Source organism: Methylophaga sp. UBA2496 (assembly GCF_002341635.1).
GTDB lineage: Bacteria > Pseudomonadota > Gammaproteobacteria > Nitrosococcales > Methylophagaceae > Methylophaga.
Genome location: NZ_DDOK01000004.1, coordinates 586,029 through 609,915, shown reverse-complemented (window position 1 = coordinate 609,915; position 23,887 = coordinate 586,029). Strand labels below are relative to the sequence as shown.

At 45.2% G+C, this 23,887-nt stretch carries 25 protein-coding genes, 1 tRNA gene and 1 pseudogene; 16 read left to right on the top strand and 11 right to left on the bottom strand.

Annotated elements, in window-relative coordinates; genetic code table 11:
• Positions 1–10 precede the first annotated feature (10 nt).
• From flgA to B2W60_RS06230, 3 genes are all read left to right on the top strand, one after another.
• Positions 11–715 carry a flagellar basal body P-ring formation chaperone FlgA gene (flgA, locus tag B2W60_RS06240; protein WP_292362074.1) on the top strand — a complete coding sequence of 235 codons (705 nt, stop codon included), beginning with the start codon at positions 11–13 and terminating at the stop codon, positions 713–715.
• A gap of 89 nt (positions 716–804) precedes the next feature.
• Positions 805–1,119 (top strand): flagellar biosynthesis anti-sigma factor FlgM, encoded by a 315-nt coding sequence (gene flgM, locus B2W60_RS06235; protein ID WP_292362075.1) that lies wholly within the window; start codon positions 805–807, stop codon positions 1,117–1,119.
• A gap of 17 nt (positions 1,120–1,136) precedes the next feature.
• The gene (locus B2W60_RS06230; protein ID WP_292362076.1) at positions 1,137–1,625 is read left to right on the top strand and encodes a flagella synthesis protein FlgN; all 489 of its coding nucleotides are present in this window, start codon (positions 1,137–1,139) and stop codon (positions 1,623–1,625) included.
• A 91-nt stretch (positions 1,626–1,716) separates the two neighbouring features.
• Here B2W60_RS06230 and hemH read toward each other — a convergent pair whose 3' ends face one another.
• Positions 1,717–2,730 (bottom strand): ferrochelatase, encoded by a 1,014-nt coding sequence (gene hemH / locus B2W60_RS06225; protein ID WP_292362077.1) that lies wholly within the window; start codon positions 2,728–2,730, stop codon positions 1,717–1,719.
• Positions 2,731–2,738: 8 nt separating this feature from the next.
• Complete coding sequence (locus B2W60_RS06220; protein ID WP_292362078.1) at positions 2,739–3,653, bottom strand: TIGR01777 family oxidoreductase; 915 nt, start codon at positions 3,651–3,653, stop codon at positions 2,739–2,741.
• Between the two features lie 111 nt (positions 3,654–3,764).
• On the opposite strand from B2W60_RS06220, the gene B2W60_RS06215 reads away from it, so the two are divergent.
• The 3 genes from B2W60_RS06215 to B2W60_RS06205 all read left to right on the top strand — a co-directional run bounded on the left by B2W60_RS06215 (position 3,765) and on the right by B2W60_RS06205 (position 6,875).
• Positions 3,765–4,709 (top strand): YbgA family protein, encoded by a 945-nt coding sequence (locus B2W60_RS06215; RefSeq protein WP_292362079.1) that lies wholly within the window; start codon positions 3,765–3,767, stop codon positions 4,707–4,709.
• Positions 4,710–4,882: 173 nt separating this feature from the next.
• Positions 4,883–5,872 (top strand): histone deacetylase family protein, encoded by a 990-nt coding sequence (locus tag B2W60_RS06210; RefSeq protein WP_292362080.1) that lies wholly within the window; start codon positions 4,883–4,885, stop codon positions 5,870–5,872.
• A 106-nt stretch (positions 5,873–5,978) separates the two neighbouring features.
• Entirely contained in the window at positions 5,979–6,875 is an 897-nt protein-coding gene (locus B2W60_RS06205; RefSeq protein WP_292363966.1) for a crotonase/enoyl-CoA hydratase family protein, read from the top strand.
• On the opposite strand, the gene B2W60_RS06200 is transcribed toward B2W60_RS06205, so the two are convergent.
• Positions 6,872–9,367, bottom strand: coding sequence for an ATP-binding protein (locus B2W60_RS06200; RefSeq protein ID WP_292362083.1), 2,496 nt, complete (start codon positions 9,365–9,367; stop codon positions 6,872–6,874). The two genes, B2W60_RS06205 and B2W60_RS06200, sit on opposite strands and share 4 nt — an antisense overlap.
• 75 nt (positions 9,368–9,442) lie before the next feature.
• Entirely contained in the window at positions 9,443–10,558 is a 1,116-nt protein-coding gene (locus B2W60_RS06195; RefSeq protein WP_292362084.1) for an HD domain-containing phosphohydrolase, read from the bottom strand.
• A 243-nt stretch (positions 10,559–10,801) separates the two neighbouring features.
• On the opposite strand from B2W60_RS06195, the gene B2W60_RS06190 reads away from it, so the two are divergent.
• Entirely contained in the window at positions 10,802–11,170 is a 369-nt protein-coding gene (locus B2W60_RS06190) for a sirohydrochlorin chelatase (protein WP_292362085.1), read from the top strand.
• Between the two features lie 118 nt (positions 11,171–11,288).
• On the opposite strand, the gene B2W60_RS06185 is transcribed toward B2W60_RS06190, so the two are convergent.
• The 3 genes from B2W60_RS06185 to ilvD all read right to left on the bottom strand — a co-directional run bounded on the left by B2W60_RS06185 (position 11,289) and on the right by ilvD (position 13,621).
• Complete coding sequence (locus B2W60_RS06185; RefSeq protein ID WP_292362086.1) at positions 11,289–11,507, bottom strand: hypothetical protein; 219 nt, start codon at positions 11,505–11,507, stop codon at positions 11,289–11,291.
• 148 nt (positions 11,508–11,655) lie between these two features.
• Positions 11,656–11,727, bottom strand: a complete 72-nt coding sequence (gene pqqA, locus B2W60_RS06180) for a pyrroloquinoline quinone precursor peptide PqqA (RefSeq protein ID WP_081443609.1) — start codon at positions 11,725–11,727, stop codon at positions 11,656–11,658.
• Positions 11,728–11,947: 220 nt separating this feature from the next.
• A complete protein-coding gene (gene ilvD / locus B2W60_RS06175; RefSeq protein WP_292362087.1) occupies positions 11,948–13,621 on the bottom strand; it encodes a dihydroxy-acid dehydratase in 1,674 nt (557 codons plus the stop codon).
• Positions 13,622–13,830: 209 nt separating this feature from the next.
• On the opposite strand from ilvD, the gene B2W60_RS06170 reads away from it, so the two are divergent.
• A tRNA-Arg gene (locus tag B2W60_RS06170) sits at positions 13,831–13,907 on the top strand.
• Positions 13,908–13,915: 8 nt separating this feature from the next.
• Here B2W60_RS06170 and B2W60_RS06165 read toward each other — a convergent pair.
• From B2W60_RS06165 to B2W60_RS06150, 4 genes are read right to left on the bottom strand one after another with little or no spacing between them, the layout of a single operon-like run.
• On the bottom strand, positions 13,916–15,139 hold the full coding sequence (locus B2W60_RS06165) for an OprO/OprP family phosphate-selective porin (protein WP_292362088.1): 1,224 nt from the start codon (positions 15,137–15,139) through the stop codon (positions 13,916–13,918).
• Positions 15,140–15,146: 7 nt separating this feature from the next.
• Positions 15,147–15,770 (bottom strand): DUF502 domain-containing protein, encoded by a 624-nt coding sequence (locus B2W60_RS06160; protein ID WP_292362089.1) that lies wholly within the window; start codon positions 15,768–15,770, stop codon positions 15,147–15,149.
• 38 nt (positions 15,771–15,808) lie between these two features.
• A complete protein-coding gene (dsrE2, locus tag B2W60_RS06155) occupies positions 15,809–16,273 on the bottom strand; it encodes a sulfur carrier protein DsrE2 (protein ID WP_292362090.1) in 465 nt (154 codons plus the stop codon).
• 4 nt (positions 16,274–16,277) lie between these two features.
• The gene (locus B2W60_RS06150) at positions 16,278–16,511 is read right to left on the bottom strand and encodes a sulfurtransferase TusA family protein (RefSeq protein WP_292362091.1); all 234 of its coding nucleotides are present in this window, start codon (positions 16,509–16,511) and stop codon (positions 16,278–16,280) included.
• A 96-nt stretch (positions 16,512–16,607) separates the two neighbouring features.
• On the opposite strand from B2W60_RS06150, the gene B2W60_RS06145 reads away from it, so the two are divergent.
• The 8 genes and pseudogenes from B2W60_RS06145 to B2W60_RS06110 all read left to right on the top strand — a co-directional run.
• Complete coding sequence (locus B2W60_RS06145) at positions 16,608–18,056, top strand: M48 family metalloprotease (RefSeq protein WP_292362092.1); 1,449 nt, start codon at positions 16,608–16,610, stop codon at positions 18,054–18,056.
• Positions 18,053–18,541 (top strand): thiosulfate oxidation carrier protein SoxY, encoded by a 489-nt coding sequence (locus B2W60_RS06140; RefSeq protein ID WP_292362093.1) that lies wholly within the window; start codon positions 18,053–18,055, stop codon positions 18,539–18,541. The genes B2W60_RS06145 and B2W60_RS06140 overlap by 4 nt, the downstream gene beginning before the upstream one ends.
• On the top strand, positions 18,541–18,858 hold the full coding sequence (gene soxZ / locus B2W60_RS06135; RefSeq protein ID WP_292362094.1) for a thiosulfate oxidation carrier complex protein SoxZ: 318 nt from the start codon (positions 18,541–18,543) through the stop codon (positions 18,856–18,858). The genes B2W60_RS06140 and soxZ overlap by 1 nt, the downstream gene beginning before the upstream one ends.
• Positions 18,855–20,570 carry a histidine kinase gene (locus B2W60_RS06130; protein ID WP_292362095.1) on the top strand — a complete coding sequence of 572 codons (1,716 nt, stop codon included), beginning with the start codon at positions 18,855–18,857 and terminating at the stop codon, positions 20,568–20,570. The genes soxZ and B2W60_RS06130 overlap by 4 nt, the downstream gene beginning before the upstream one ends.
• A complete protein-coding gene (locus B2W60_RS06125) occupies positions 20,560–21,204 on the top strand; it encodes a response regulator (protein ID WP_292362096.1) in 645 nt (214 codons plus the stop codon). The genes B2W60_RS06130 and B2W60_RS06125 overlap by 11 nt, the downstream gene beginning before the upstream one ends.
• A 255-nt stretch (positions 21,205–21,459) precedes the next feature.
• Positions 21,460–22,815, top strand: a complete 1,356-nt coding sequence (locus tag B2W60_RS06120; RefSeq protein ID WP_292362097.1) for a sensor histidine kinase — start codon at positions 21,460–21,462, stop codon at positions 22,813–22,815.
• Positions 22,812–23,456 carry a response regulator gene (locus B2W60_RS06115; RefSeq protein ID WP_292362098.1) on the top strand — a complete coding sequence of 215 codons (645 nt, stop codon included), beginning with the start codon at positions 22,812–22,814 and terminating at the stop codon, positions 23,454–23,456. The genes B2W60_RS06120 and B2W60_RS06115 overlap by 4 nt, the downstream gene beginning before the upstream one ends.
• Before the next feature lie 187 nt (positions 23,457–23,643).
• Positions 23,644–23,887 (top strand): annotated as a pseudogene (locus B2W60_RS06110) (PQQ-dependent dehydrogenase, methanol/ethanol family); the annotation flags it as partial.

The following is a 23,887-nucleotide window of genomic DNA, read 5'->3' as shown; positions in this document are numbered from 1 at the left end:
GGGGAAATCGATGTATAAATTTTTAAGCAACATCAGTTTAGCGTTATGTGTCAATTTATTGACATTTTCCGTGCATGCCGACAATTTACAATCCCTGGCGGATGTAGAGCATACCGCGTTCATCTATACTCTGGCTCAGGCTCAAACACGATTTAATAATCCACAAGTCAGTGTGACACCGTTAGATAGCCGGTTGCGTTTGCAGCATTGTGAGGGGGGGCTTGAGGCTTTCAGTAATCGGGATATAACCGCTGCCGGTAACGTGACCGTTGGTGTGCGCTGCCACCAGCCTGTTGCCTGGACGGTGTATTTACCTTTGCAAATTAAGGTGATGCAACCCATGGTGGTTATTGCCCGGCCTGTTTCTGCCAACCATGTATTGACGGAACAGGATCTGCGTATTGAACAACGGGATATTGGCAATTTACGGCAGGGTTATATGGCAAATATTGCCGCTGTCGTTGGACAGCAAGCCAAATATTCATTGGGTATGGGGACCGTTATTCAAAAAAACCACTTGCGACCTCTGAACGTGGTGAAGCGTGGAGAGTCGATTGTACTGGTAGCCAGTGCGGGAACTATGGAGGTCCGTATGCAGGGAACCGCTATGGCAGATGCCGGTATAGGTGATCGTGTTCGTGTCAGAAACTTGTCTTCCGATCGAGTGGTGGAAGGAGTGGTCGATTCTCCGGGTGTGGTACGGGTTACAATGTAAAACAAAAAAACATAGATCGAATCACATTTTATTCAAGTTTATTTATTTCGATCCGCTAACAGTTACAGAACCAATATGGAGACATTTTTATGTCGGATATTAACAATATAAAACCACCCATACAGGGCGGTGGACTCAACTCGACGCGTAACGTCAATGTTGAAGATAAACGTAATGATACGGCCACTGGTCAGGTTAAATCAGGTAGCGACTCAGCTCTGGATAAGATTAGCCTGACGGCGACAGCAACCCAGTTGCAATCCTTGCAACAGGAAATTGCCGCTTTACCTGCTGTTGATGAACAGAAAGTGGCTGCTTTACGTGCCGCTATTGAAGATGGAAGTTATCAGGTTGATAACCAAAAGTTGGCACGAAACATGATTGATTTTGAAGGCAACCTATAAACTGAGGAACCTTCATCATGGCTATGTCACCCGGACAGCAATTACGCAGTGTTTTACAGTCTGAACTGAATGTTGCCACACAATTAGCCGAATTATTGGTAGCAGAGCGTGAAGCTCTCGCCTTATCTGACATTGAGACCATCAACAGCATCAATAACAAAAAACAGCCTTTGATTATGAAGCTGGAACAACATAGCCGTCAGCGTGATGCGCTGTTGATGTCATCTGGTTTTCCCGCAGGCAAACAAGGTCTGGAAGCGTTCATTGATAATCAAAGTGAAGAAGAAGCGGTTGCACTTACTCAATTGATAAAAAACTTAAAAGCTGTTGCCATAAATTGCCGGCAACGAAACCAGGTCAATGGCGGCATTGTCAGCATCAATCGGCAGTATCTGCAACGCGCTATATCGGTTCTTCGTGGCCGGGATCCCGAATCCAGTGCTTATGGACCAGGTGGTGAATATACCAGTGCTGTTGTTCGCCAGCCTCTTATCGGACGTGTCTGAATCTAGGTTCTGTTGCTCTTTCATCGCCACCACTGCTGGAGGCTGTTTTTCCGTCCAACAAGGTGGAAATGATGCGATGCAGCTTTTCTACTTAAGGCGTTTCACACCACTGCGCTAACAAGTCTACCCACACTGGGTCATCATTCAGGCATGGGATTAACGTCAATGAGCGGCCACCGGCTTCGATAAATACTTCTTCTGCACGAATAGCGATTTCTTCCAGGGTTTCCAGGCAGTCTGTAACAAATGCCGGACACATGACCAGTACATTCTTGGTGCCGTTCTGAGCCAGTTCAATCAAACGATCTTCGGTATTGGGGCCAAGCCATTTGGCTCTTCCCAATCGTGACTGAAATGCGACAGAATAGTTATCCGGGTTGAGCTGTGCTTTTTTTGCGAACGCAGCGGTGGTAGCCATTACTTGGTGCCGATAACAGGTAGCATGTGCCGCATGTGGCTGCGTACAGCAATCTGGTTGTTTTAAACAATGCTGACCACTGGGATCCCGTTTAAGGATGTGCGATTCCGGAAGACCATGGTAACTGAATAGCAAATGGTCATAGTCTTCCATTAAGTAGGGACGAGTCTGTTCAACCAGCGCGTTGATATAACCCTCTTCACGGTAAAAGGGCGATTTGACCGTTAAAGTAATATCCAGTTGATGTTCGTCAATCACCTGTTTGGCCATCTCAATACAGGTTGTTACTGTGCTGTCGGCAAAATGCGGATACAGCGGAATAAATAACACTTCTTTGATACCTTCAATCCCGGCCAGTTTTAACAGACCCGATTCAATACTGGGATTGCCATAGCGCATGGCTAATTCTACCGGCATATCGACCTGTTGTTGTACAGCTGTATGAAGTTTTTCAGATAAGGCTATCAGCGGTGACCCTGCTTCTGTCCAGACACTTTGATAAGCCTCAGCAGAGGCCTTGGGACGACTTGGTAAGACAAACAAGCTCACGATTAAACGTCGCATCAGCCAGGGTAACTGGATCACATACGGGTCCATCAAAAACTGATTCAGATAACGTCTGACTGAGGGAACATCAGGCTGATCCGGAGAGCCGAGATTAACTAATAGAACTGCACGTTGTGTCATGATAATTATTATTTTGAGTTAGAAGTGAGAACAACATCGCTTAGCGCGCTATGGATGTCAGTATAGAGAAATTCAAAGCGCTCAGCTTGTGCTTTTTCAGGAATGGCTCTTTGTCCACCGAGTAGTAAACCGGCCATCTCACCCATGGAAAGTTTGAGCGCACAAGCCGGAACCCGGAAGAAAGCAGGACGGTGCAGTGTTTCTGCCAGAGCTTCACTGAATTGTTGATTGGTTACCGGACGGGGAGCGGTGCCGTTAAAAACACCTGTAAGCCTTGGGTTTTCAGCCAGAAACAGAAAAAGCCGGCAGATATCATCGATATGAATCCAGGGCATATATTGCTGACCATCGCTTATTGGGCCACCCAATCCCATTTTGAAAGGCAAGAGCATTTTGCTCAGAAAACCACCATCAGGTGCGACAACTAATCCCGTGCGTACAATAGCGACGCGCATTCCCAGAGATTCTGCAGTTACAGCTGCATTTTCCCATTGTTCACATAATTCATGACTGAAGTCGGGTTTAAAACTGCTTTTCTCAGTCAGTACTGTATCACCCTGGTTGCCATACCAGCCTACTGCAGAACCACTGATGAAACTGTTGGGCAGACTGGAACGTTTTGACAGTTGCTGAATTAAATCCTGTGTATAAGTGACACGGCTGTCGAGAAGTTTTTGTTTACGTGTCTCGGTCCAGCGTTTATCCACAATCGGTGCACCAGCCAGATTAATCACAACATCAATAGTAGTCTCAGCGGGGAAAGCGTCAACTGATTCAGCACAGTACACCTGGGAACCAAGAATTTTTCGGGCTCGCTGGCAATTACGGCTTAACGCAAAAACGGTTTCGCCATTGTTTAAAAGTCGTTGACACAGCGCTTGGCCGATGAGTCCTGTCGCACCGGTTATTAAATAAGCCGCCATGATAAATTCCTCTTATTAATTATGATTATTGCTTGTATAGAGTCATAACAGCTGGCAAAGTTTACTAACATTCAGGATAAAACCATTTATTAACGGTTTAACGAGTATTTGATGCGGATAAAAGTCGGAATCAGCAGCTGTTTATTAGGAGAATCCGTGCGTTTTGATGGCGGACATAAACATCTGCGCCTCTGCACTGAGAGTTTGTCACGTTTCTTTGAGTTTGTGCCTGAGTGTCCTGAGGTCGGTATTGGGATGGGCATACCCCGAAAGCCAATCCGTCTGATTGGGGATGTAGAATCACCACAGGCTGTTGCTGTCCATGATGACCGTTTGAACTATACCGATAAGTTAACCGCCTTTGGGGAACAAAAAGCGCGGGAGCACAGTGATTTATGCGGCTATATTTTTATGAAGAACTCTCCCAGCTGTGGTCTTTTTCGGGTTAAGGTGTATCAGGAAAATGGTTGTCCAGCCCCTGAACCGGGAAGAGGTCTGTATGCTGATGCTTTAAAAAAAGCGCATCCATTGATGCCGATGGAAGAGTCAGGCAGATTGAATGACCCTTTGTTACGTGAGAATTTTATTACCCGCGTTTTTGCCTATCATGACTGGCAGAAACTGGTTGATAGTGGGTTAACCCACCACAAACTGATTCAATTTCATACCCGTTATAAATACACCTTAATGGCCCATTCACCCAAGGACTATGGCGAGCTGGGCCGGATGCTGGCAGATGCCGGAAAACATGACATAGACACGTTAGCAAAAAGTTATTTTTCTGAGTTAATGACCGTTTTATCGAGAATTGCGTCAAGGAAAACACATACTAATGTTTTAATGCATATTCAGGGGTATTTGAAGCAAAAGCTTTCCAGATCAGAAAAACAGGAACTGGCTGACATTATCAATCGTTATCGCACAGCGGAATTACCGCTGATTGTGCCGATTACATTGTTGAAGCACCACTTTAGTAATCACCCGGACCCCTATATAGCCGAACAGGCATATCTGCAACCCTATCCCGATGCGTTAAGCCTGAGGAATGCGATATAGATTGCAGAATTTTACAGAACCATGAATCACCTCACGAGGGCCAGGTCTCAAGATAAGCATTGAGGCATGACTGGAAAATGATCTTTTGAAGTCAGTCATATTGTGGGTGTATGGTGAAGTGTATGATTTATAAAAATGGCTGAAAGATGGCCAGCCAGTTCTGGAAACCAGATATGCAACGCAGAGATGTATTAAAGTTAGGGGTATTAGGAGCCATCAGTACCAAAACCCCGGCCGCAAGCCCAACGGCGTTAACTGGTCTGGTTATCGATCCCCGGTTCGCCGATTATCATATAATGCCTCAGCATCCTGAGTCCCCGGCAAGATATGACCGGCTGATGGATGAGCTGGAAGTCAGTGAATTGCTGTCAAACGTGACGTTGTTAAAACCCAAAGGCAATATTGATTCAGAATTACTCCTGATTCACTCAGCAACCCACATAGCGTCAATAAAGCGTCACGACCCAAAAGCACATCAGGCCGCTATGCTGGCAACGGGGGGCGTACTGGTTGCTGTTGATGCTGTCTGTAAAGGGTTACTGGATAATGTTTTTTGTGCCTCAAGACCCCCTGGACATCATGCAACCAATACCGGAAAAGAAGAGGGTTTCTGTTATTACAACCATGTCGCAATTGCCGCCCGATATGCTCAGAAACGCTATAAATTAAAGCGAATTTTAATTGTCGACTGGGATTATCATCATGGCAATGGTACTGAATGGGCTTTTTATCATGATCCTTCGGTCCTGTTTTTCTCAACGCATGATGCAGAGGCATATCCCGGTACAGGTTCTCCGGAAAAAACAGGTGGCGGCACCGGAAAAGGTTTTAATATAAATGTGCATTTGCCGTGTGGGGCCGGAGATGCAGAAATTGTTGCTGCGTTTGAAGAAAAACTTGTTCCAGCTGTGGCAAAATTCAAACCGGATTTAATCCTGATCTCAGCAGGCTTTGACAGCCGCGAGGATGACTTGCTGGGATGTTATAAAGTCACCGATCATGGTTTTATTAAACTGACACAAATTATGCTGCGATTAGCCAAACAGCATTGTGATGGCAGGCTTGTTTCGGTACTTGAAGGAGGTTATAACCTGACCGGTAATGCCAAAGCCAGTGTGGCTCATTTGAAAGCTTTGATGCAGATAGTCTCTTCCACTAACTAAAATTTGTGATTAACGGCACACTTCGTGCTAATCCTTAATTGAACCCATTTTAGTGACAGATTTCAGTCACTTGATGATTGGCAGCCCAAGCCCTTTTAAGGAGAAAATGATGAACGCTGTTGTGAAACTCAGAGACGAGAATGACGCTGGTCTTGACCAGAAACAGGGAAAGCAATATCAACATCTGAACACTTATTATGACCCAACCTACAAAATCGGCTGGTTTATGATGGATGCTGCTCCCCGCCCATGTTTTACCCCGACCCTGCTAAATGAATTATCAGATTATCTGGCAAATGTAAAAGCTGAGATGCAACAAACCAATCAGGAAAAATATGATTATCTGGTGGTTGGTTCCAGTGTTGACGGAGTATTTAATCTGGGCGGTGATTTAAATCTGTTTACTTCACTGATTGAAAAAAATGACCGTGATGCCTTGCTGGCTTATGCCATTCATTGTGTGGATATCCTTTACGACAATATGTTCCACTTTAATTGTGATCTGACTACGGTTAGTCTGATTCAGGGAGATGCCCTGGGTGGTGGTTTTGAAGCCGCCCTGTCGAGCAATATTATAATTGCCGAGCGAGGGGTCAAATTAGGTTTACCGGAAGTGTTGTTTAATCTGTTTCCGGGTATGGGAGCTTACACATTATTATCCCGTAAAGTGGGTGCTGCCAATGCGGAGAAAATGATTCTGTCCGGAGCGCTTTATACTGCTGAAGAGCTTTATGAAATGGGTGCAATCGATATTCTGGCCGAAAAAGGTGAAGGCGAACTGGCTCTGTACAAATATATTAAAGCGGCTAAAAAATCGCCAAACAGTTATAAAGCCATGTCCCGTATTAAAGATCTATGTAATACCGTGAGCTATGAAGAGCTGGTCGCGATTGCCAATGTCTGGGCTGATGCAGCATTAAACCTGACCAGCAAGGATATCCGGATGATGACGCGGCTGGTCAATCGGCAAACAGCTAAATCAACCAGCGAAGCACAGAATTAATGATCAGCTTTTTGTGAGTGCCCTTGATCTTTAAGGGCGGTCTCCAATTCGCTCAGGGTTTGATAAAAAGCGTGTTCCAGCTTTTCGGTAAGGCGTAATACCTGAACAGAGCCGATATCAAAGGGTTTGTAGGATTCTCCCTGACGGCAAAGCTCTGCAACAGTATTTGCCCCTAATTCGGATGATGAGCCTTTCAATGCATGTAAACTTTCGCGGTAGGTCAGATAATCATCGTGCGCCGCTTGACGAATCAACTGCAGATGTTTTGTCGCATCTTCTTTATAACCATCAAATAAAAGCTGTAAAAAGGCTTCTCCTCCACCTAACTGAGCTAACTCAATTAACACCTGTGGATCACACCATTTTTGCGAAGATAGCGAGGATTGATGAGCCGGTTTGCGGGTTTTAATCTGCTCCTGATTATTAAGTGCCAGGCGGGCAATCGATTCCAGCAATGAGCGGGAATCAATCGGTTTGGTCAGAAACTCATTGGCCCCGGCTTCCAGGCAGCGCTGTTTTGCCTGAGGCGTGGCATCTGCGGTTAATATGATAATCGGTATATCGTGACCGGTATCCATATAACGCATGGCACGGATAACTTCGGGTCCACTATAGTCCGGCATGTTCATGTCCAGAATCAGCATTTCAATACTGTCAATTTGTTGACTCAGAATATCCAGCGCCTGTTCACCACTACTTGCAAGTAATACCGTGTGTCCTGCATGAGACAGTATGCCCTGCAGAACCTGCTGGTTAACCAGGTTATCTTCGGCGATCAGAATATTTAAGGATTTAGCATAAGACTGAGCCGCATAATGCTCTGCCAGTGTGATGACTTTTTCATCCTGGATGGCATGATTGCTTTGGGCTGCGTGGATGGCGTTGAATAAAACCGGTTTTTCCTTAACATCATGCACAATGCAAATGAAATGATGGCGCAATCTGGGATCCCGCTTGCTGGCATCTGATGGGTTCAACAAAATCAGTGCGGTATTGGCTAACAAGGGCTCGCCATGAATCATATTGGCAAACTGGATTGGATCTATTTCATGCATGCAATCCTGATCCAGCATAACGGTTTGATACGGTATTTGATTTTCAGCCGCGCGAATCAAAGCTGAAAAAGCTTTGGCAGTACTGTCGACATGTTGGTAGTTCACCGACCACCCTTGAATAATGGGTTTCAGTAGGTCGTGCAGTGAATCGGTGCTTAAAATCAGCATAGGGCTCTCAGATAAAGTTAATTCATTTGTTTCATTGGCGGTGAAAGGCAATTCAAACCAGAACAGCGTACCTTCCCCCAGTTCACTGGATACGCCAATCTCACCACCCATCAATTCAACCAGTTCTTTGGCGATAGTTGTGCCTAAACCGGTTCCCCCCTTGTTCAGTGTATCAGGTGAAATCTGCGTAAAATCATCAAAGATATGTTGCAGCGCTTCCTGTGGAATTCCAATCCCGGTATCACTCACTTCAAAGCGGATCCACAGATTCTGATTCGATTTACGTTTTATTTCATGTACTGAAAGTTTAACGGCGCCGTTATCAGTAAATTTAATACTGTTACCAATAAGATTGATAAGAACCTGTCGCAGATGCTGTAAATCGCCGTTTATGGAAAAGGGCAGAGCAGGATCGATATAGCAATTTATATGTAATCCTTTACCGTTCGCCATCGGCTTTTGCATAGCAATGATGCTGTTTAATAACTGGTGTAAATCGAAAGCCTTATCGCTGATTAATATCTTGCCTGCTTCGATTTTGGCGATATCCAACACATTTTCAATCAGACTGAGCAAAGTATGTGCTGAGGTCTTCATGATTTTAACAAAATCATGCTGTTGCTTGCTAAGTTGCGTCTCCGCCATTAAATCCGCAATACCGATCACACCATTTAATGGCGTTCGCAGTTCATGCGACATATTCGCCAGAAAGCGGCTTTTAGCTTCATTAGCCTGTTTTGATAAGGCGATCGCGACATGCAGCTTTTTGATCAGAAAAGCGGAATACAATGGAATAATCAGCAATAAAAATAAAAGACTGAACCCAAAGGGTTCATGCTGTGGATGCAACCAGTACTCGCCGTTCAGAATGGCAATAGTAAAGCCGATCATTCCAACGACCAGTGAGATATACAGGTAATTCACCCCGAAGCGAAAGCCGTTGCCAAGAATGACCCAGAGATACAAAACAAACAAAAATACGCTTTGTTCACCGGCAATCAGCATAACGATGGAGAGTGCAGTGAGATCCAGCAAAATGCCACAAACCCTTCTAATCGGTGAAGGTTTGGGGTTGAGAAACAATGCTACCGCAATGACTACTGCCAGCGAGTAGTAAGCCAGTGTAATTAAACTGGGTAAACTGACGAGGTTTTCAAGAAAGGTTTTCTCAACGCCCCATGGCACACAAAAATAAAGTAATAATGCAATACCCAGTGTCAGTCGGATTTTTATTGCCTGTTCGGGCTCTGTATCCCCTGTTTTCGGCATGTTGGCCGCCAGTCGTGACAGCCAGTTTCCACTCTGAGGAGGTACGGGAGCGTTACTCATGATTAAAGAACAATATTAATCAGCATATTCAGCCTGAATCTGCTGGATCGCATCAATTCGGTCAAAAAAAGCTTGTACGCAACGCGGATCGAGTTGTGTTCCGGCACTTTGTTCTATGTAACGACAGGCATCTTCATTGGACCAGGCTTTTTTATAAGGCCTTTCGGAAACTAAAGCATCGTAAATATCTGCCACTGCCACCACTCTGGCAATAAGTGGAATATCCTCACCTTTTAATTGATTTGGATAGCCTTTTCCATCATATCGTTCGTGATGATGTAATGCGATGACAGCACCAATATGCATATATTTTGATTGACTGTCTGAGAGTATTTCGTGTCCGATCGTCGTATGGGTTTTCATGATTTCCCATTCGTCCGGATCCAGTTTGCCCGGCTTCAGTAAAACGCTGTCCGGAATGCCAATTTTACCTATATCGTGCATGGGGGCAGCATATTCGAGATCTTCGCATTGCTGTTCATCGAATACGCCCAATGCTTCTGCGATAAAACGGGAATATTTGGCCATACGAATAACATGATTTCCGGTTCCTTCATCACGGTATTCTCCCGCTTTGGCCAAACGGATAATGGTTTCCTTTTCTCGTAAAATAATCTGTTCAGTGGCGATTTCAACCTGCCGTGCCAGCCAGTTAGCACGATCTTCGATAATTAAATGCTGTTCATGCATCTGCAACAGATTACGGCAACTGGTTCGGCATTCAATCTGATCAATAGGGCGAGTCAGAAAAGCCGTGGCCCCGGCATCCAGTGCGTCATAGCGCACGGCTTTTTCACTGACGACGGTGATCATCATAATAGGCACACTTTGTAAAGCTGGAATTTGGCGGACACGCCGGATAAATTCTATGCCGTCAATTTCTGGCATACGATAATCCGTTACGATTAAATCAACCTCATGGTGGTCAAGCCATTCCAACGCCACGGAGGGGTTACCCAGCGCTGTAACATGAATATTGTCACCAATTTGCTGGATAATTTTTTCCAATATCGTTCTGCCGGTGGATTGATCATCAATGATCAATACCTCTTTGGTCTTCTTAAGAATACTCAGTCTCCTTGCTGATTCATAAGGCTTTAAATTGTCAGGACGACCATATTGGTTTGCCAAGACACGTTCCCCATCAAGGTTGCCCTTCCGTCACTTCCCTGCATAGGCAGTTTTATTAACAGATGTCTTATCCTTGAATCCGTGTCTGTTGTTCGGTTTAAATAGAAATCTTTCTTATCTCCGCATTATGCTGGCACAGATCGAAGCTGTCCATCCTATTTAGATAGTCATCATTTACTATTAGCGGTTTGATCTGCATTGTGTTCACATGCAATTCACATCGCTAAGCGGATTATATTTATTATGAAAGCATTATTACTTGTTGCCCATGGCAGTCGCCGTCAGCGTTCCAATGACGAAGTCATTGAACTGGCCGAAAAACTCAAAACAGAATGTGCTCAGCACTATGATATTGTTCAGGCCGCTTTTCTCGAACTGGCAGATACATTAATAGCGGATGGAATCGAAAACTGCGTAAACGATGGTGCAACACACATTACGGTGTTGCCATACTTTTTAAATTCCGGACGGCATGTAACGGAAGATATTCCGCATGATGTTGATAGTACCCGGGCCAGGTTTCATGATGTCCATATTCAAATTGCTGAGCATATTGGTGCATCAGCAGCGATGATCGATATGTTGAAAACCGCCGCTGTTCCCAAGACCTGATTCGGTTCAACTGTTCTGTAACTGCAAAAAAAACCGGGCTTCAGCCGATTTTTTATAGTGGTTGATAATCAATTCAGGTGGTAGCTATAGAGGAATAGTGTACTCACACAGCTCTCAATCAGGGTTTTAGGAATCTGGAGGCAATAATCATAGAGTCTGCTGGCCTGTCACGCTGAACCTGCCACCCCTGAGCCAGAATGTAGTCCAGCGCCTGCTGATGACTTTCAAACTTTTTATCCACGGTTTCTTGTATTCCATCAACATCCTGACGGATAACAAAAAAAGGCTCAGTTGCGGAGCCTGCCTGTTCAATGCGGCATTGCGGAATAGATGACATCGCGGCTCTCCAATATTCGTTAAGACTTAGTTAAATAAAATATTCTACAAATGCAGTATAGGCGTTCTGCAAAACTGAAAGAACACCTATAAACACCAGATACAAAAAAGCCCCTTTGAAGGGGCTTTCTGTTAGCGCATTTTTGCGTTTAGCGATTGCAAATGTACATGGTAACTTCAAAGCCGAAACGCATATCTGAGTATTCTGGTTTAGTCCACATGATGAAACTCCTTAACGAGAGAAAAAACTATTTGCTACAGTTCACATATTAAACATCTGACATCAGTTGCAACAGCGGATATTACCTATTAGGGGTCAGTATTTTCCTTAACCGCTGTTTGACGGATTGGAAAGTATCTATATCTATGATTATTAATAAAAATTATCGATTTATATGATTCCCGTTTAGGTATAAGCATTTGAGGTCTGTGTTTCTGTGCTCATAAATTTTTATCCGTCACTGCGCCTTCAGATGCCGAAGAAACGGTTTTGGCATATTTAGCTAAAAGCCCCCGGGTGTAGCGGGGGGCAATAGGTTTCCATGCCATGCGTCTTTTTTGGATCTCGCTGTCGCTCAGGTGAAGGGTTATTTCAGCCGTTTCTGCATCAATAGTAATCTCATCGCCGTTTTCAATCAGCGCGATCGGGCCGCCATCAAAAGCTTCGGGGGTGATGTGTCCGACCACAAAGCCGTGGCTTCCACCGGAGAAACGACCATCGGTGATTAAGGCAACGTCGTTGCCCAGGCCTTTGCCGATTACGGCGGAAGTCGGGCTGAGCATTTCCCGCATGCCAGGGCCGCCTTTAGGGCCTTCATAACGGATAACGATGACATCACCTTTTACCACAGTGCCATTTATAATGTCCTGCTGGGCCTCTTCTTCAGAGTGGAATACCCGGGCTTTGCCAGTAAAACGTAAACCTTCTTTGCCGGTGATTTTAGCGACCGCGCCTTCAGGGGCTAAATTGCCTTTGAGAATGACCAGATGGCTGTCTTTTTTGATGGGGTTCTCAAATGAACGAATAATATCTTGATCTGCAGAATAGGGGGCCACATCGGCCAGATTTTCAGCCAGAGTTTTGCCGGTCACCGTGAGGCAATCGCCATGCAACAGACCTCGCGCCAAAAGCATTTTCATCAAAGGTTGAATACCACCGATGGCAATCAGTTCCGACATCATATATTTGCCGCTGGGACGCAGATCAGCCAGTACCGGAACTTGACGGCCGATTCGTGCAAAATCCTCTAACGTCAATTCAACATCCACGGCATGCGCCATTGCTAACATATGTAAGACGGCATTAGTCGAACCGCCCAGTGCGATCAATGTGGTGATGGCATTTTCAAAAGCCTTTTTGGTCATGATGTCGGTAGGTTTGATATCCTGCTCCAGCAGAAACATCACTGCAGCGCCGGCCCGGCGGCAATCCGCTGCTTTTGAGGGAGAGATGGCTTCCTGTGCTGAACTGTTCGGCAGGCTCATACCCAATGCTTCAATCGCTGAAGCCATGGTATTGGCGGTGTACATGCCGCCACAGGAGCCGGCACCGGGGATCGCTGTTTTTTCAATCTGTTTTAATTCCGCCGAGGACATATCCCCCCGGGCATGCTTTCCAACCGCCTCAAACACCGACACAATATCCGTATGATTCGCGCCAGGTTGAATGGTCCCGCCATAAACAAATACCGCAGGACGATTCAGACGGGCCAGGCCGATCAGACAGCCCGGCATGTTTTTATCACAGCCACCGATGGCGACCAGTCCATCGAACCCTTCACATCCAGCAACAGCCTCAATCGAATCGGCAATCACTTCACGGGACACCAGTGAATACTTCATGCCAATCGTGCCATTCGCAATACCATCAGAAATGGTGATGGTGTTGAAGATAACCCCTTTACCACCGGCTTCGTCAGCGCCTTCGCAGGCAAAGTCGGCCAGCTGATTAATGTGCATATTACATGGCGTGACCATGCTCCAGGTCGAGGCAATGCCAATTTGCGGTTTCTGAAAATCAGCATCATTGAACCCGACGGCGCGTAACATCGCTCTGGCAGGTGCTTTGCCAGTACCATCTACCACTTGGGATGAATATTTTCGTGTCTCTGTCATTGCTTGACCTTTCGAATTTTTAATTAGTAGCCCTGACGTTTAAATCAGATTAGCCAATAACCAATTTTATATTATTGATCGTGGTGTAGACCTTATCAGTTCCTGTTTTAAACAGACAGTTCGTATCCAGGTGAAAAAAGAAATACGCCCAGCTTAAAAAATAAGGTGGGTAAAAGTGATTTGCGAGTGCTGTTATAATTGCCGCCGATGTCCCCGTAGCTCAGATGGATAGAGCGTCCCCCTCCTAAGGGGAAGGCCACAGGTTCGACTCCTGTCGGGGACACCACTGAAAATTCAGTAGATAATCTGTAATCGGGACTGAAAAATAGCCGGCGATACATTGGCAAATTCGCCACCATCAACTTTCAGGACTTTCACATATTCATTACTGATACTAATGTTCTGATTCAGTAACCAGTTTATCCCGATAGTAAAGTTTCGCTGATGGCCACCGGTAATCGGATGATCCGTTAAATCCAAATCACTTAATCTTACGCCTAAACGCCAGGCCCCCCAGCCACCATGTTGAATAGAATGCGCAGGTCTTAAACGTCCGAAAGTGCCTTTTTCATGGTTATAAGGTTGTGATTCACCGCTGACAATCCAGGTCAGATCAATATGCCAGCCACTAAAATGAATAGTATTGCCGGGTTCTATTTTGCTGATTCGTGCCTTTCCTATATGACTATAGATATATTCAGCTTGCAATGCCCAGGGGCCTCGGGCGATGGCAGATTCTATTCCTATATAGGTGTAGCTATCGGCAATAAAGGTTTGGGTATCGATTAATCTGATATCGGTGTTTCTGGTTTCGGGACGTTGACGAAAGCGAATTTCTTGCTGGCCGTCAGTATTTCGATGCGCGATTCCCAGGCCAAAATGCAATATGCTTCCAGCATCGCTTTTAGGGGCAAATGTGATGCGGGCAGATGTACCGAATTTTGTATCATTTCCGCTGCTTTCGGTGCCTGTAGTGAACAGACCGGCAGCAGCCGTCCAATACGAAGTGTGTTTGTGAAACTCCATACCAAATGAGCGGGGCGGTGTTAACTGGCTGGCCAGAGAGCGTTCCATAAAGGCCAAATCCTGCACACTGGTCAAGCGTTCCATGCCAAAGGGCTCTTTAAAATGTCCAACAGTGAATCTGCTGTTGTTGGAGCCGGTATATCTTACAAATGCATTTCGAATAGCGGAGCGATCATCTCTGGCAAAGTCATAGGTGAAATCGATTGATAAATACTGGCCTATTTGGGCGCCGCTTGAGAGCCGGGCACGACGAATATTCCATGCATTTTGAAAATCAGTTTCTCCATCGTTATCAAAAACACCGTGATCAAACTGCAGGCGCATAGCGGTTTCAAATTGCAGGTTTTGATTTTGACTGCTGTAACAAAATAGTGAATCACAAGGTTGGTTAGCGGGTTCAGCCAAGCTGAGGCCGGGGAAAAGTAATAACCCCAAAATGTAGTAGCCATAGGGACCGTAAGAAAAGAATGACAGTCCTTTGTCAGAAACCATTTAAAAATTATTTCTCAACAATGATCTTAGGTTGATGGGTTTCGGTTTCGCTATCAGAGAGACCGGCTGTCAGAATCCAGCGCATGGTATCTTCATTGGACATTTGCAATGATTTCACCTGATCACGTGACACACAGACAGTATAGCCGCCAATCTGATAACTCAGCGGTAAGTACACCGCCACCAGATTATTTTCTTCACCTTCCATTTCCAACAGATGAGTGACATCTTCTTTCACCAGAAAGCCAATAAATTGCACACCGCCAATGGTGACGGCAACGGCGTGATTCAGGTTTTCCTGCTGCTTTTCACGTGAGAAGAAGCGCGTAAAGTCACGAAGTGCACCGTGGATGGATTTAACCAGGGGGATCCGATCTAATATTGACTCACCGATGTCGAACAGGCGTTTTACCAACCAGGCATTTACAGCGATACCAATAACAAAAATCAAGCCGATGGCAGCCAGTAGTCCCAGACCGGGCCAGTAGAAGTCATAAGGTAAAATGGCAATCATCAGCGGGCGTAACACACGTTCTGCCGATACGGCCAACCAATAGATAAGATAAAGCGTCAGTGTGACCGGCAGTACCGTAGCCAAGCCTTTTAAAAAAGTCTTCCAGACAAATTGCATAATGCGGCTTCCTGTTCAGTGATTAAAGATTGCCTGGTTCAAATATAAAGTGTGATATCGGCTTCACTGGCAAATTCCAGAAAAGTGGCCGCACCACCATGACTGATCCCATCAATAAAATCGGTATTTTTAAAGTCAAACAAATCCACTGTCATTTGACAGGCAATGAGTTCAACATCGGATTCCAGGCAAATATCTCGTAGCTCAGCAACACTGGCCACACCCTTCTTTTTGAGTTTCCGCTGCATCATCCAGGTGGCAAATGCCTCCAGGCCGGGAATAATTTGCACAATGCTTGGTACAGGAACTGGCATCGGCATTGCCGGGTTACCCAACGGTGAGACTTTCAATGACAAGTCTTTTTTAAGTAGTTGCAGGCCATAAAAGGTAAAAAATATTTTTGCTTCAAAACCCAAAGCCGCAGCGGTTGATGCAAGTAGAAATGGTGGATAAGCTCCATCCAATGTCCCTTTACTTGCGATGATGGCGAGTTTTTTGGCCATAATGTCATGCCCCTTTTTCTATAATGAAATACAGTTTTCCGTCGATTTCGTCGCTACTTATCAGCGGATTTCCCGTCATTTTACAAAAGGCAGGAATATCTTTTAGCGCACCACTATCCGTACAGATGAGTCGTAGACGCTGTGCGGAAGTCATTTCATTAAGCATTTTGCGGGCTTTAAGTACTGGCAACGGACAGTTTAAGCCTGAGGTATCAATTTCTGTATCAAAATCTGACATACTGATTTCCTTTAAAAGCTGTGTTTACATAATAGACGCTAGTCGTGTTTTTGTCTTTGCGGAACCGGTCTCAATGAGCCAAGGTCTATAGGCATTATGAAATATCTGATCGCTATATTTGTTTTATTAATGAGTAATCCTGGTATTGCTCAGGCAAATCTGGATATTGCATTGCCAGAAATGGGTGACAGTGCCGGAGCACTGGTTTCGCCAATAGAGGAATATCAGGTTGGTCAGTCATTTTACTGGCGCTTACAACAATCCGTCACGCTGGTAGAAGACCCTGAAGTGAACAGCTATATCCGTTCATTGGGCCATCGACTGGTCGCTAACAGTGATGATCCCGGCCGTTCATTTACTTTTTTCGTGGTGCCGGATACGTCGGTTAACGCGTTTGCTGCGCCGGGGGGATTTATCGGCATCAATACCGGCCTGATGCTGACCAGCGAAGCCGAAAGTGAATTAGCTTCAGTTCTGGCGCATGAGATTGCTCACGTTACCCAGCGGCATATTTTACGTAATTTTGAACGTTCCAAGCGTATGAGTGTGCCAATGACGGCTGCTATGATTGCGGCGGCTTTATTGGGGGTGGCAGATCCGAGTGCCGGTTCTGCAGCCATTATGGCCGTGCAGGCCGGGAATGTGCAGATGCAACTGGATTATAGTCGGGCCCATGAAGCTGAAGCCGATAATCTGGGGATGCAAACATTAGTAAATGCAGGGTTTGACCCCCATGCAATGCCTCGTTTTTTTGAAAGGTTGCAAGTAGCGGGGCGCTTTTATGGTGGAAGCCAGGTGCCTGAATTTCTAAGAACTCACCCCATAACCGGTTCGCGTATTGCCGATGCACGGGGGCGTGCTGCAAATTTGACACCTCGTCCGCAGATAAGGGATCAGGAACAGTTTTATCTGATGCGTGAAAAGTTAAGAGTGATGTCAAACTCTAACATGCGTGAGCTGATTAAAGTTTATGAGGATAAATTAAAGGAAAATACCGATGAAGATATGTCAGCCACACGATATGGTTATGCACTGGCATTATTAAAAAACGGTAACCTGACTCAGGCGCGTGATGAAATTAATGACTTAATTGCTTCTGACGATAACCGATTAAGTTATCATTTAGCATTGGCAGATGTGGAAATAGCCTCGGGAAGAATGGACGCAGCACTGGCAATCTACAGCGACTTTCAACGGGTTTATCCCGATGACTGGGCCTTGTCCATTAAACAGGTTCAGGCTTTGTTAAGGGCCAATCAACCTCGTAGAGCTGTACCCATTCTGCAACGCCAATTGGACGTTGGTGAGTCTTCGGCAACCTTGTATCGTTTACTGGCTCAGGCCTATGGGGATATGGGGCAGAAAAGTCAGTCACATGTCTGGTTAGCGGAGCATTATCATAGCTCGGGACGTTTAATGCAGGCCGCGGATCAACTGCGTATCGCAGCGGATTATGCTCGTGGCGATGAATTTGAATTAGCGAAAATCAGTTCCCGTTTACGGCAGGTTGAAACTGATATTGCGATGATGGAACAAGTCCGATGAACGATAATTTTGACGAACAACGTCGCCAACTGATTAAACGATCTATCTCTGCTTCAACGCTGGCGTTAGTTGCCGCCAGTGGTCTGATGCTGCCACGCGTGTTATTAGCCCATTGGCCACAAGATGCTTTCAATGCCGAAACCCTGGAAGATGCAATTTTAACCTTCCTCGGAGAAGCGGAGGAAGTAAATGAAGAAGCTATTCAGTTTACTATCGGTTCACCACCAACCTACGCTGTGAACGGAGCCACTGTGCCGGTTGAAATCCACACCAGTCTGGAAAATATTCAGCGTGTGGCATTTCTGGTTGAAAAAAATCCTTTTCCCCTGGCGATGGCACTTGAGCCGACTTCTGCCGTGATCTTTCCTTTCAAAACGATGCTTAAAGTTGCCGAAGATTCGGAAATCATTGCCATGATTAGGGCCGATGATAAACTTTATCGGACCAGTCGTTATGTCGAAATTGATATTGGTGGGTGTGCTTAATGACGACAAAAAGCAGAGACCGGATTCGGGCTAAACTTCAGGATGGGAATACTGTGGTGAGAATTTTACTGGCTCACCCCATGCATACCGGGCGAGGCAAAAATGCAGAAGATGAGTTGATACCCGCTGAATTTATTCAGGATATTCGCTGCTGGCGTAACGACGAAGAAGTATTAACGGTCAAATGTGGTACAGCCACCTCGCGAAATCCGTATTTTGCATTTCAACTTGAGGCCGGTGAAGTCGGCGACATTATCCGCTTACGTTGGGTGGATAATATTGGATCCAAAGGCACAGCGGAAACCACCGTCGTATGAGTCTGAAGCTTCGTGCTAATGTTTTTTTTGCCATATTGCTGCTGCTGTCGATGTTAGGCAGTGCAGCTATTCTCATGACGAATGCCAAACGATCTGTTGAAGCAGAAGTTATGTCAACGATGGATGCGACGGCGCACATTATTACGGTGACGCTGGCGGGCGGTCCGTTGACTCGTGATACCGGCGTCAGTGAGCATATGCATGAGTTGGTCAGAGCCTTAAGCGAAATTCGCAGTCTGCATATTTTATTGTTTGACAGGCAGGGCTTGATGTTTGAAGGCACACCCGAAAAAGAATTAACGGTCCAACCTCCCGCCTGGTTTGTTAAGTTATTGTTCCCCGATGTTTCTCCACTTTCGAAGCGCTTTGGTACAGGTCATATGGTGATTTATCCAGCGCCGATGCAGGAAATAAGTGAACGTTGGCAGGATATCCGCGCCATTATGGCTCTGGGAATGATCATTTTTGTCGTCGTGGCTTTCATGATCTATTGGGGTGTGGGTTGGGTCATCAGACCATTGCAACGTTTACTGGATGCCCTGGCGGGCTTTGAGCGGGGCGATTTGCATATGCGTTTGCCGCGTTTTTCGCTGAAAGAAATGGACCAGATCAGTCAAAGTTTTAACCGGGTGGGGGATGCTCTGGAACAAAGCACTACCGAAAACCGGCGTTTGGCGATGTTAGTCAGACAATCTGGTGATGCGATACTTTCATTAGATCATGCGGGCTACATTACTTTCTGTAATGCAGCAGCCGAACGATTATTTTCAGATATACCCAATTTACTCGGCGAATCTCTGGCCTCCATGCCATTCCAGCATGATCGAAATGGCATTATTTCAGTATTAAATGGTTTTGAGTCAGTGGAAAACCTGGAAACCACGCTCAAGCGTAATGATGACGAGTTACTGTCTTTATTAATCTCTACCGTGCCGCTGACCGAAAATGACGGCTGCGTTGCCGGTATGATTTGTACCCTGCGTGATATCACCGAACATAAACAGGCTGAAAAAGCCCGTGCCCAACTCTATGAAACACGTTTATTAACCAATCATATGAATCAGGTTCAGGAGGCTGAACGGCGCCATCTGGCTCGCGAGTTACATGATGAGTTAGGTCAATGCCTGACGGCCATCAAGACCGATGCGGTATTAATTCGTAATCGATCAGAAGAGACAGACAAAAAGATTTATCAAAGTGCACAGGCAATCATTGATACTGCCAGTCATATCTATGATGTAGTGCACAACATGATTACCCGCCTGCGGCCAAGTCCACTGGATGACCTGGGGTTAATGGCAACTCTGCAGGAAAGCATCAGCAAGTGGCAACAACGGCAGCCTGATATCCAGTTTAATCTGATTACCGAAGGCCAGTTAAACGGCTTTGACGAAGACACCAATATGACTGTTTTCAGAGTCGTACAGGAAGCGTTAACCAATGCCGTCCGTCATGCAGATGCTGAAAATATTCTGGTAAAAGTGATTCGTGATAAAAACGAAACAACAGATCAGTTAACAATTAATATCCGTGATGACGGCAAAGGCATGGTCGTCAACGATTTTCACTCTGATGTGGATTTTGGCTTGCTAGGCATGCGTGAAAGAGCGCAAAGTCTTGGGGGAAGCTTTGATCTGCAAAGTCAGTTAGGCTCAGGTGTTAATCTGACCATCACCATACCATTGGGGGTAAATGTACACCATGAATCTTAATAAAATAACGGTCTTATTGGTTGATGATCATGAATTGGTTCGCGCTGGTTTTCGTCGCTTATTGGAAGATGGCGACAAGTTTGAAGTGGTTGCTGAAGCAGGATCAGGGGAACAGGCAGTTCAGGATTTCGCAAAATACCATCCCAATGTTGTCGTGATGGATATTTCTATGCCGGGTATTGGTGGCGTAGGGGCAATTGAACGCATTATTGCCCGTGAACCGTCGGCTAAAATCCTGGTGCTAAGCGTGCATGAAGACAGCGTTTTTACCACTCGTGCAATGCAGGCCGGAGCTTTGGGATTTATCCCGAAACGCAGCGCCCCGGAAGCTATGTTAAAAGCTGTTGAAATGGTGTCACAGGGCAGAACGTGTATCGCCCCGGAAATTGCTCAGCAACTTGCGATGCAAAAACTAACCGGTTCGGAGAATCCGCTGGATGTGCTGAGCCAGCGTGAGTTTGAAGTATTTCGATTATTGGCGGAAGGGAAAACCGTTAATGAAATTGCCGATATTTTGAATTTAAGCCCCAAAACAGTGGGAACCCACCATACCAACATCAAACAAAAGCTCAATGTTTCAAACTCTGCAGAATTAGCCAGACTGGCTATTCGTAGTGGATTGCTGGAAGCCTGATTCAATTTAAGCTTCGCAGGGAAACGGACAAAAATAACGGTCACTGAACGAAAATATTTTTAGCCTTTAACATCCCGGAGCGACCTGGCTTTTATCACGACATTGCTGGTGGCTATGAACGATAAGCAGCGCGTATGGTGCTATTTTTATGCGTGAATGATCACATCTGTGAATTGTTTAAAGCTGCATTGCATCCTTCCATTATTATAATTGTGCTATTTTTGACAATGCGGTTTTGTAAGGATCTTTAAGTTTGTGAATTTAATTCTTCAAGTGAATCTCATCATTTTGGTGGTATTCATCGTCATGTGTGGTTTGGGTGTGAACAGTACGCTAGATGACATTCGTCTGCGAGTTGATCATGAGCTTGATGTATCCACTGAAGTCGCAAATTATGCCATTGAAGCGCAGGTTGCACGACTCGAATTAGAGCTGTCGCAACATAATCTCCCGTTATCTCAATGGCACACTTTATTTCACTTGAAAGATCTTCGTGAATTACTTCATGTAGACATTGAATTAATAGCCAATGATGGCGAGTTACTTGATTCAAACCATCCTGACAGCCGTGATGAACCCACCGGTTTGCCAAGTTGGTTTGAAAACAGTTTAAAAGCCTATTTGGGTCATACAGAAATTATTACCACCCCGATTATTTTCGCCGAGCAGCATTTAGGCGATATTGTGATTAGCCCAAGTTTTAGTGCCGAGTGGAATGATATTCGGACATATATCCAGAAGTCACTGATGCCGCTGATTCTTATCTTTTTTATTGGCAGCTTGCTGATTGCGGTATTTGCGTCGTTGATTTTGTGGCCTATATCAGAAATGCTGGCCAAGACTAACAAAAAATCAATGCAGACAAGATCGCCCTTTGCCTTGTTAAGATTGAATCAATTATTAGCAGTGAATAAGCAACTCAAATTGTTAGAGCAACGTTATGTCGACACAGGACAGAAAGTTGACGTGCTTAACCAGCAGTTGATTACCATTCAGGAGTCGGAACGAAAGCGCTTATCGGCCGAATTACATGATGAGATTGGTCAACATTTGACAGCAATACAGTTTGATTTAAATGCAATAAAATATTCAGTATCGCTGGATGAAGCCAAAACCAGTGCGGCAGCAATTGATTCTGTGCATAGCCGCATGACCACCATTGTCCGCTCCATGTTACAGCGGTTGCGTCCTCCAGAGTTAACTGATTTAGGCTTGCAAGGTGCTGTTAGGGAGTTGTTTAATGACTGGGTCATCCGTCATCCTCATCATCAAGCTAAACTCTCGTTAGAGGGCAACTTTAGTCAGCTTGATGAAACCAGGCAATTGACGATATACCGAATTATTCAGGAATGTATGACCAATGTCAGTCGTCATGCGGGAGCAGAAAATGTTCACCTGGGCGTGCATTTGCGTTGTAATAACGACTTTATAGATATAAGTGTAAGTGATAACGGAAACGGTTATCATCCCAGCTGTTCTAATAAAGGTTATGGTTTAACTGGAATGCGAGAGAGGGTAGAAGCGTTGTCAGGTAGTTTTAATATTTCTACTGCACCCGGTAAAGGATTTACTGTTTCTGCGAGCTTTCCAACCCAAGGTGTTGCTGAATGAAAAATGAAATACGAATTTTACTGGCGGATGATCATGAAGTAGTCAGATCCGGCTTAGCCAGAATGCTCGAACGAAATGATGATATGCATATCGTCGGTGAAGCAACCAGTGGCGAGCAGGCCTATCAGATGTATACAGAACTGGATCCCGATATTCTGGTTATGGATATGAGCATGCCTGGCATAGGGGGCCTTGAAGCCCTTAGACGTATTCTTGTCCGTTATAACAAGGCAAAGGTAATAATGTTTTCCATGCATGAAAACGTTACCCTGGCAGTTCAATCAATGAGTGCCGGTGCCGCTGCCTATTTAGCTAAATCGGGCGATTCTGAAGACATCGTCAAGGCAATTCATCAGGTGATGGATGGCAAAAGTTATCTGAGCTCTGAAATGGCACAACGAATTGCCTTGCAAAGTGTTTCCGGATCGGAAGATCCAATCCAGCGGTTGACGGTAAGAGAGTTTGAAGTTTTCCGGTTGCTGGCAGAAGGCCATGCTCTGGAATATATTGCAGAAACGCTGAATTTAGGTCAGAAAACGGTCGCGAACTATCAAACGATGCTTAAACAAAAGCTCGGCTTTCACTCATCTGTAGAGTTAGTGCGGCTTGCAATCAAATATAACGTGATAAAAAGTCATTAATTTTTCAGTCCTCTATAGGCATGAAACTGAGGAATAATGGGAATAACTTCCCTGCTCGGGAAAAAATCCCGATATCAGAGTGATTGGTTCCTAATGATTCTCAGGCAAAATCGGAATAAAGTCACAACCTCATGAAAGAACAGCAACGCTGGCGTCATGAACGATAAAAACTATAGAGGACAACTTTATGAAGCTGAAAACATTATCAATCGCAATGATGGGTTTAGCAGCACCAGGTCTGGTCGCTGCCGATGAACTCATCGAAATGCAAAAAAATGCAAACAATTGGGTTATGCCAGCTGGTAACTACGCTAATACGCGTTACAGCGAACTGACTCAAATCACGAAAGACAACGTTAAAGATCTGAAAATGGCGTGGTCTTTCTCAACAGGTGTTTTACGTGGCCATGAAGGTAATGCTTTGGTCATGG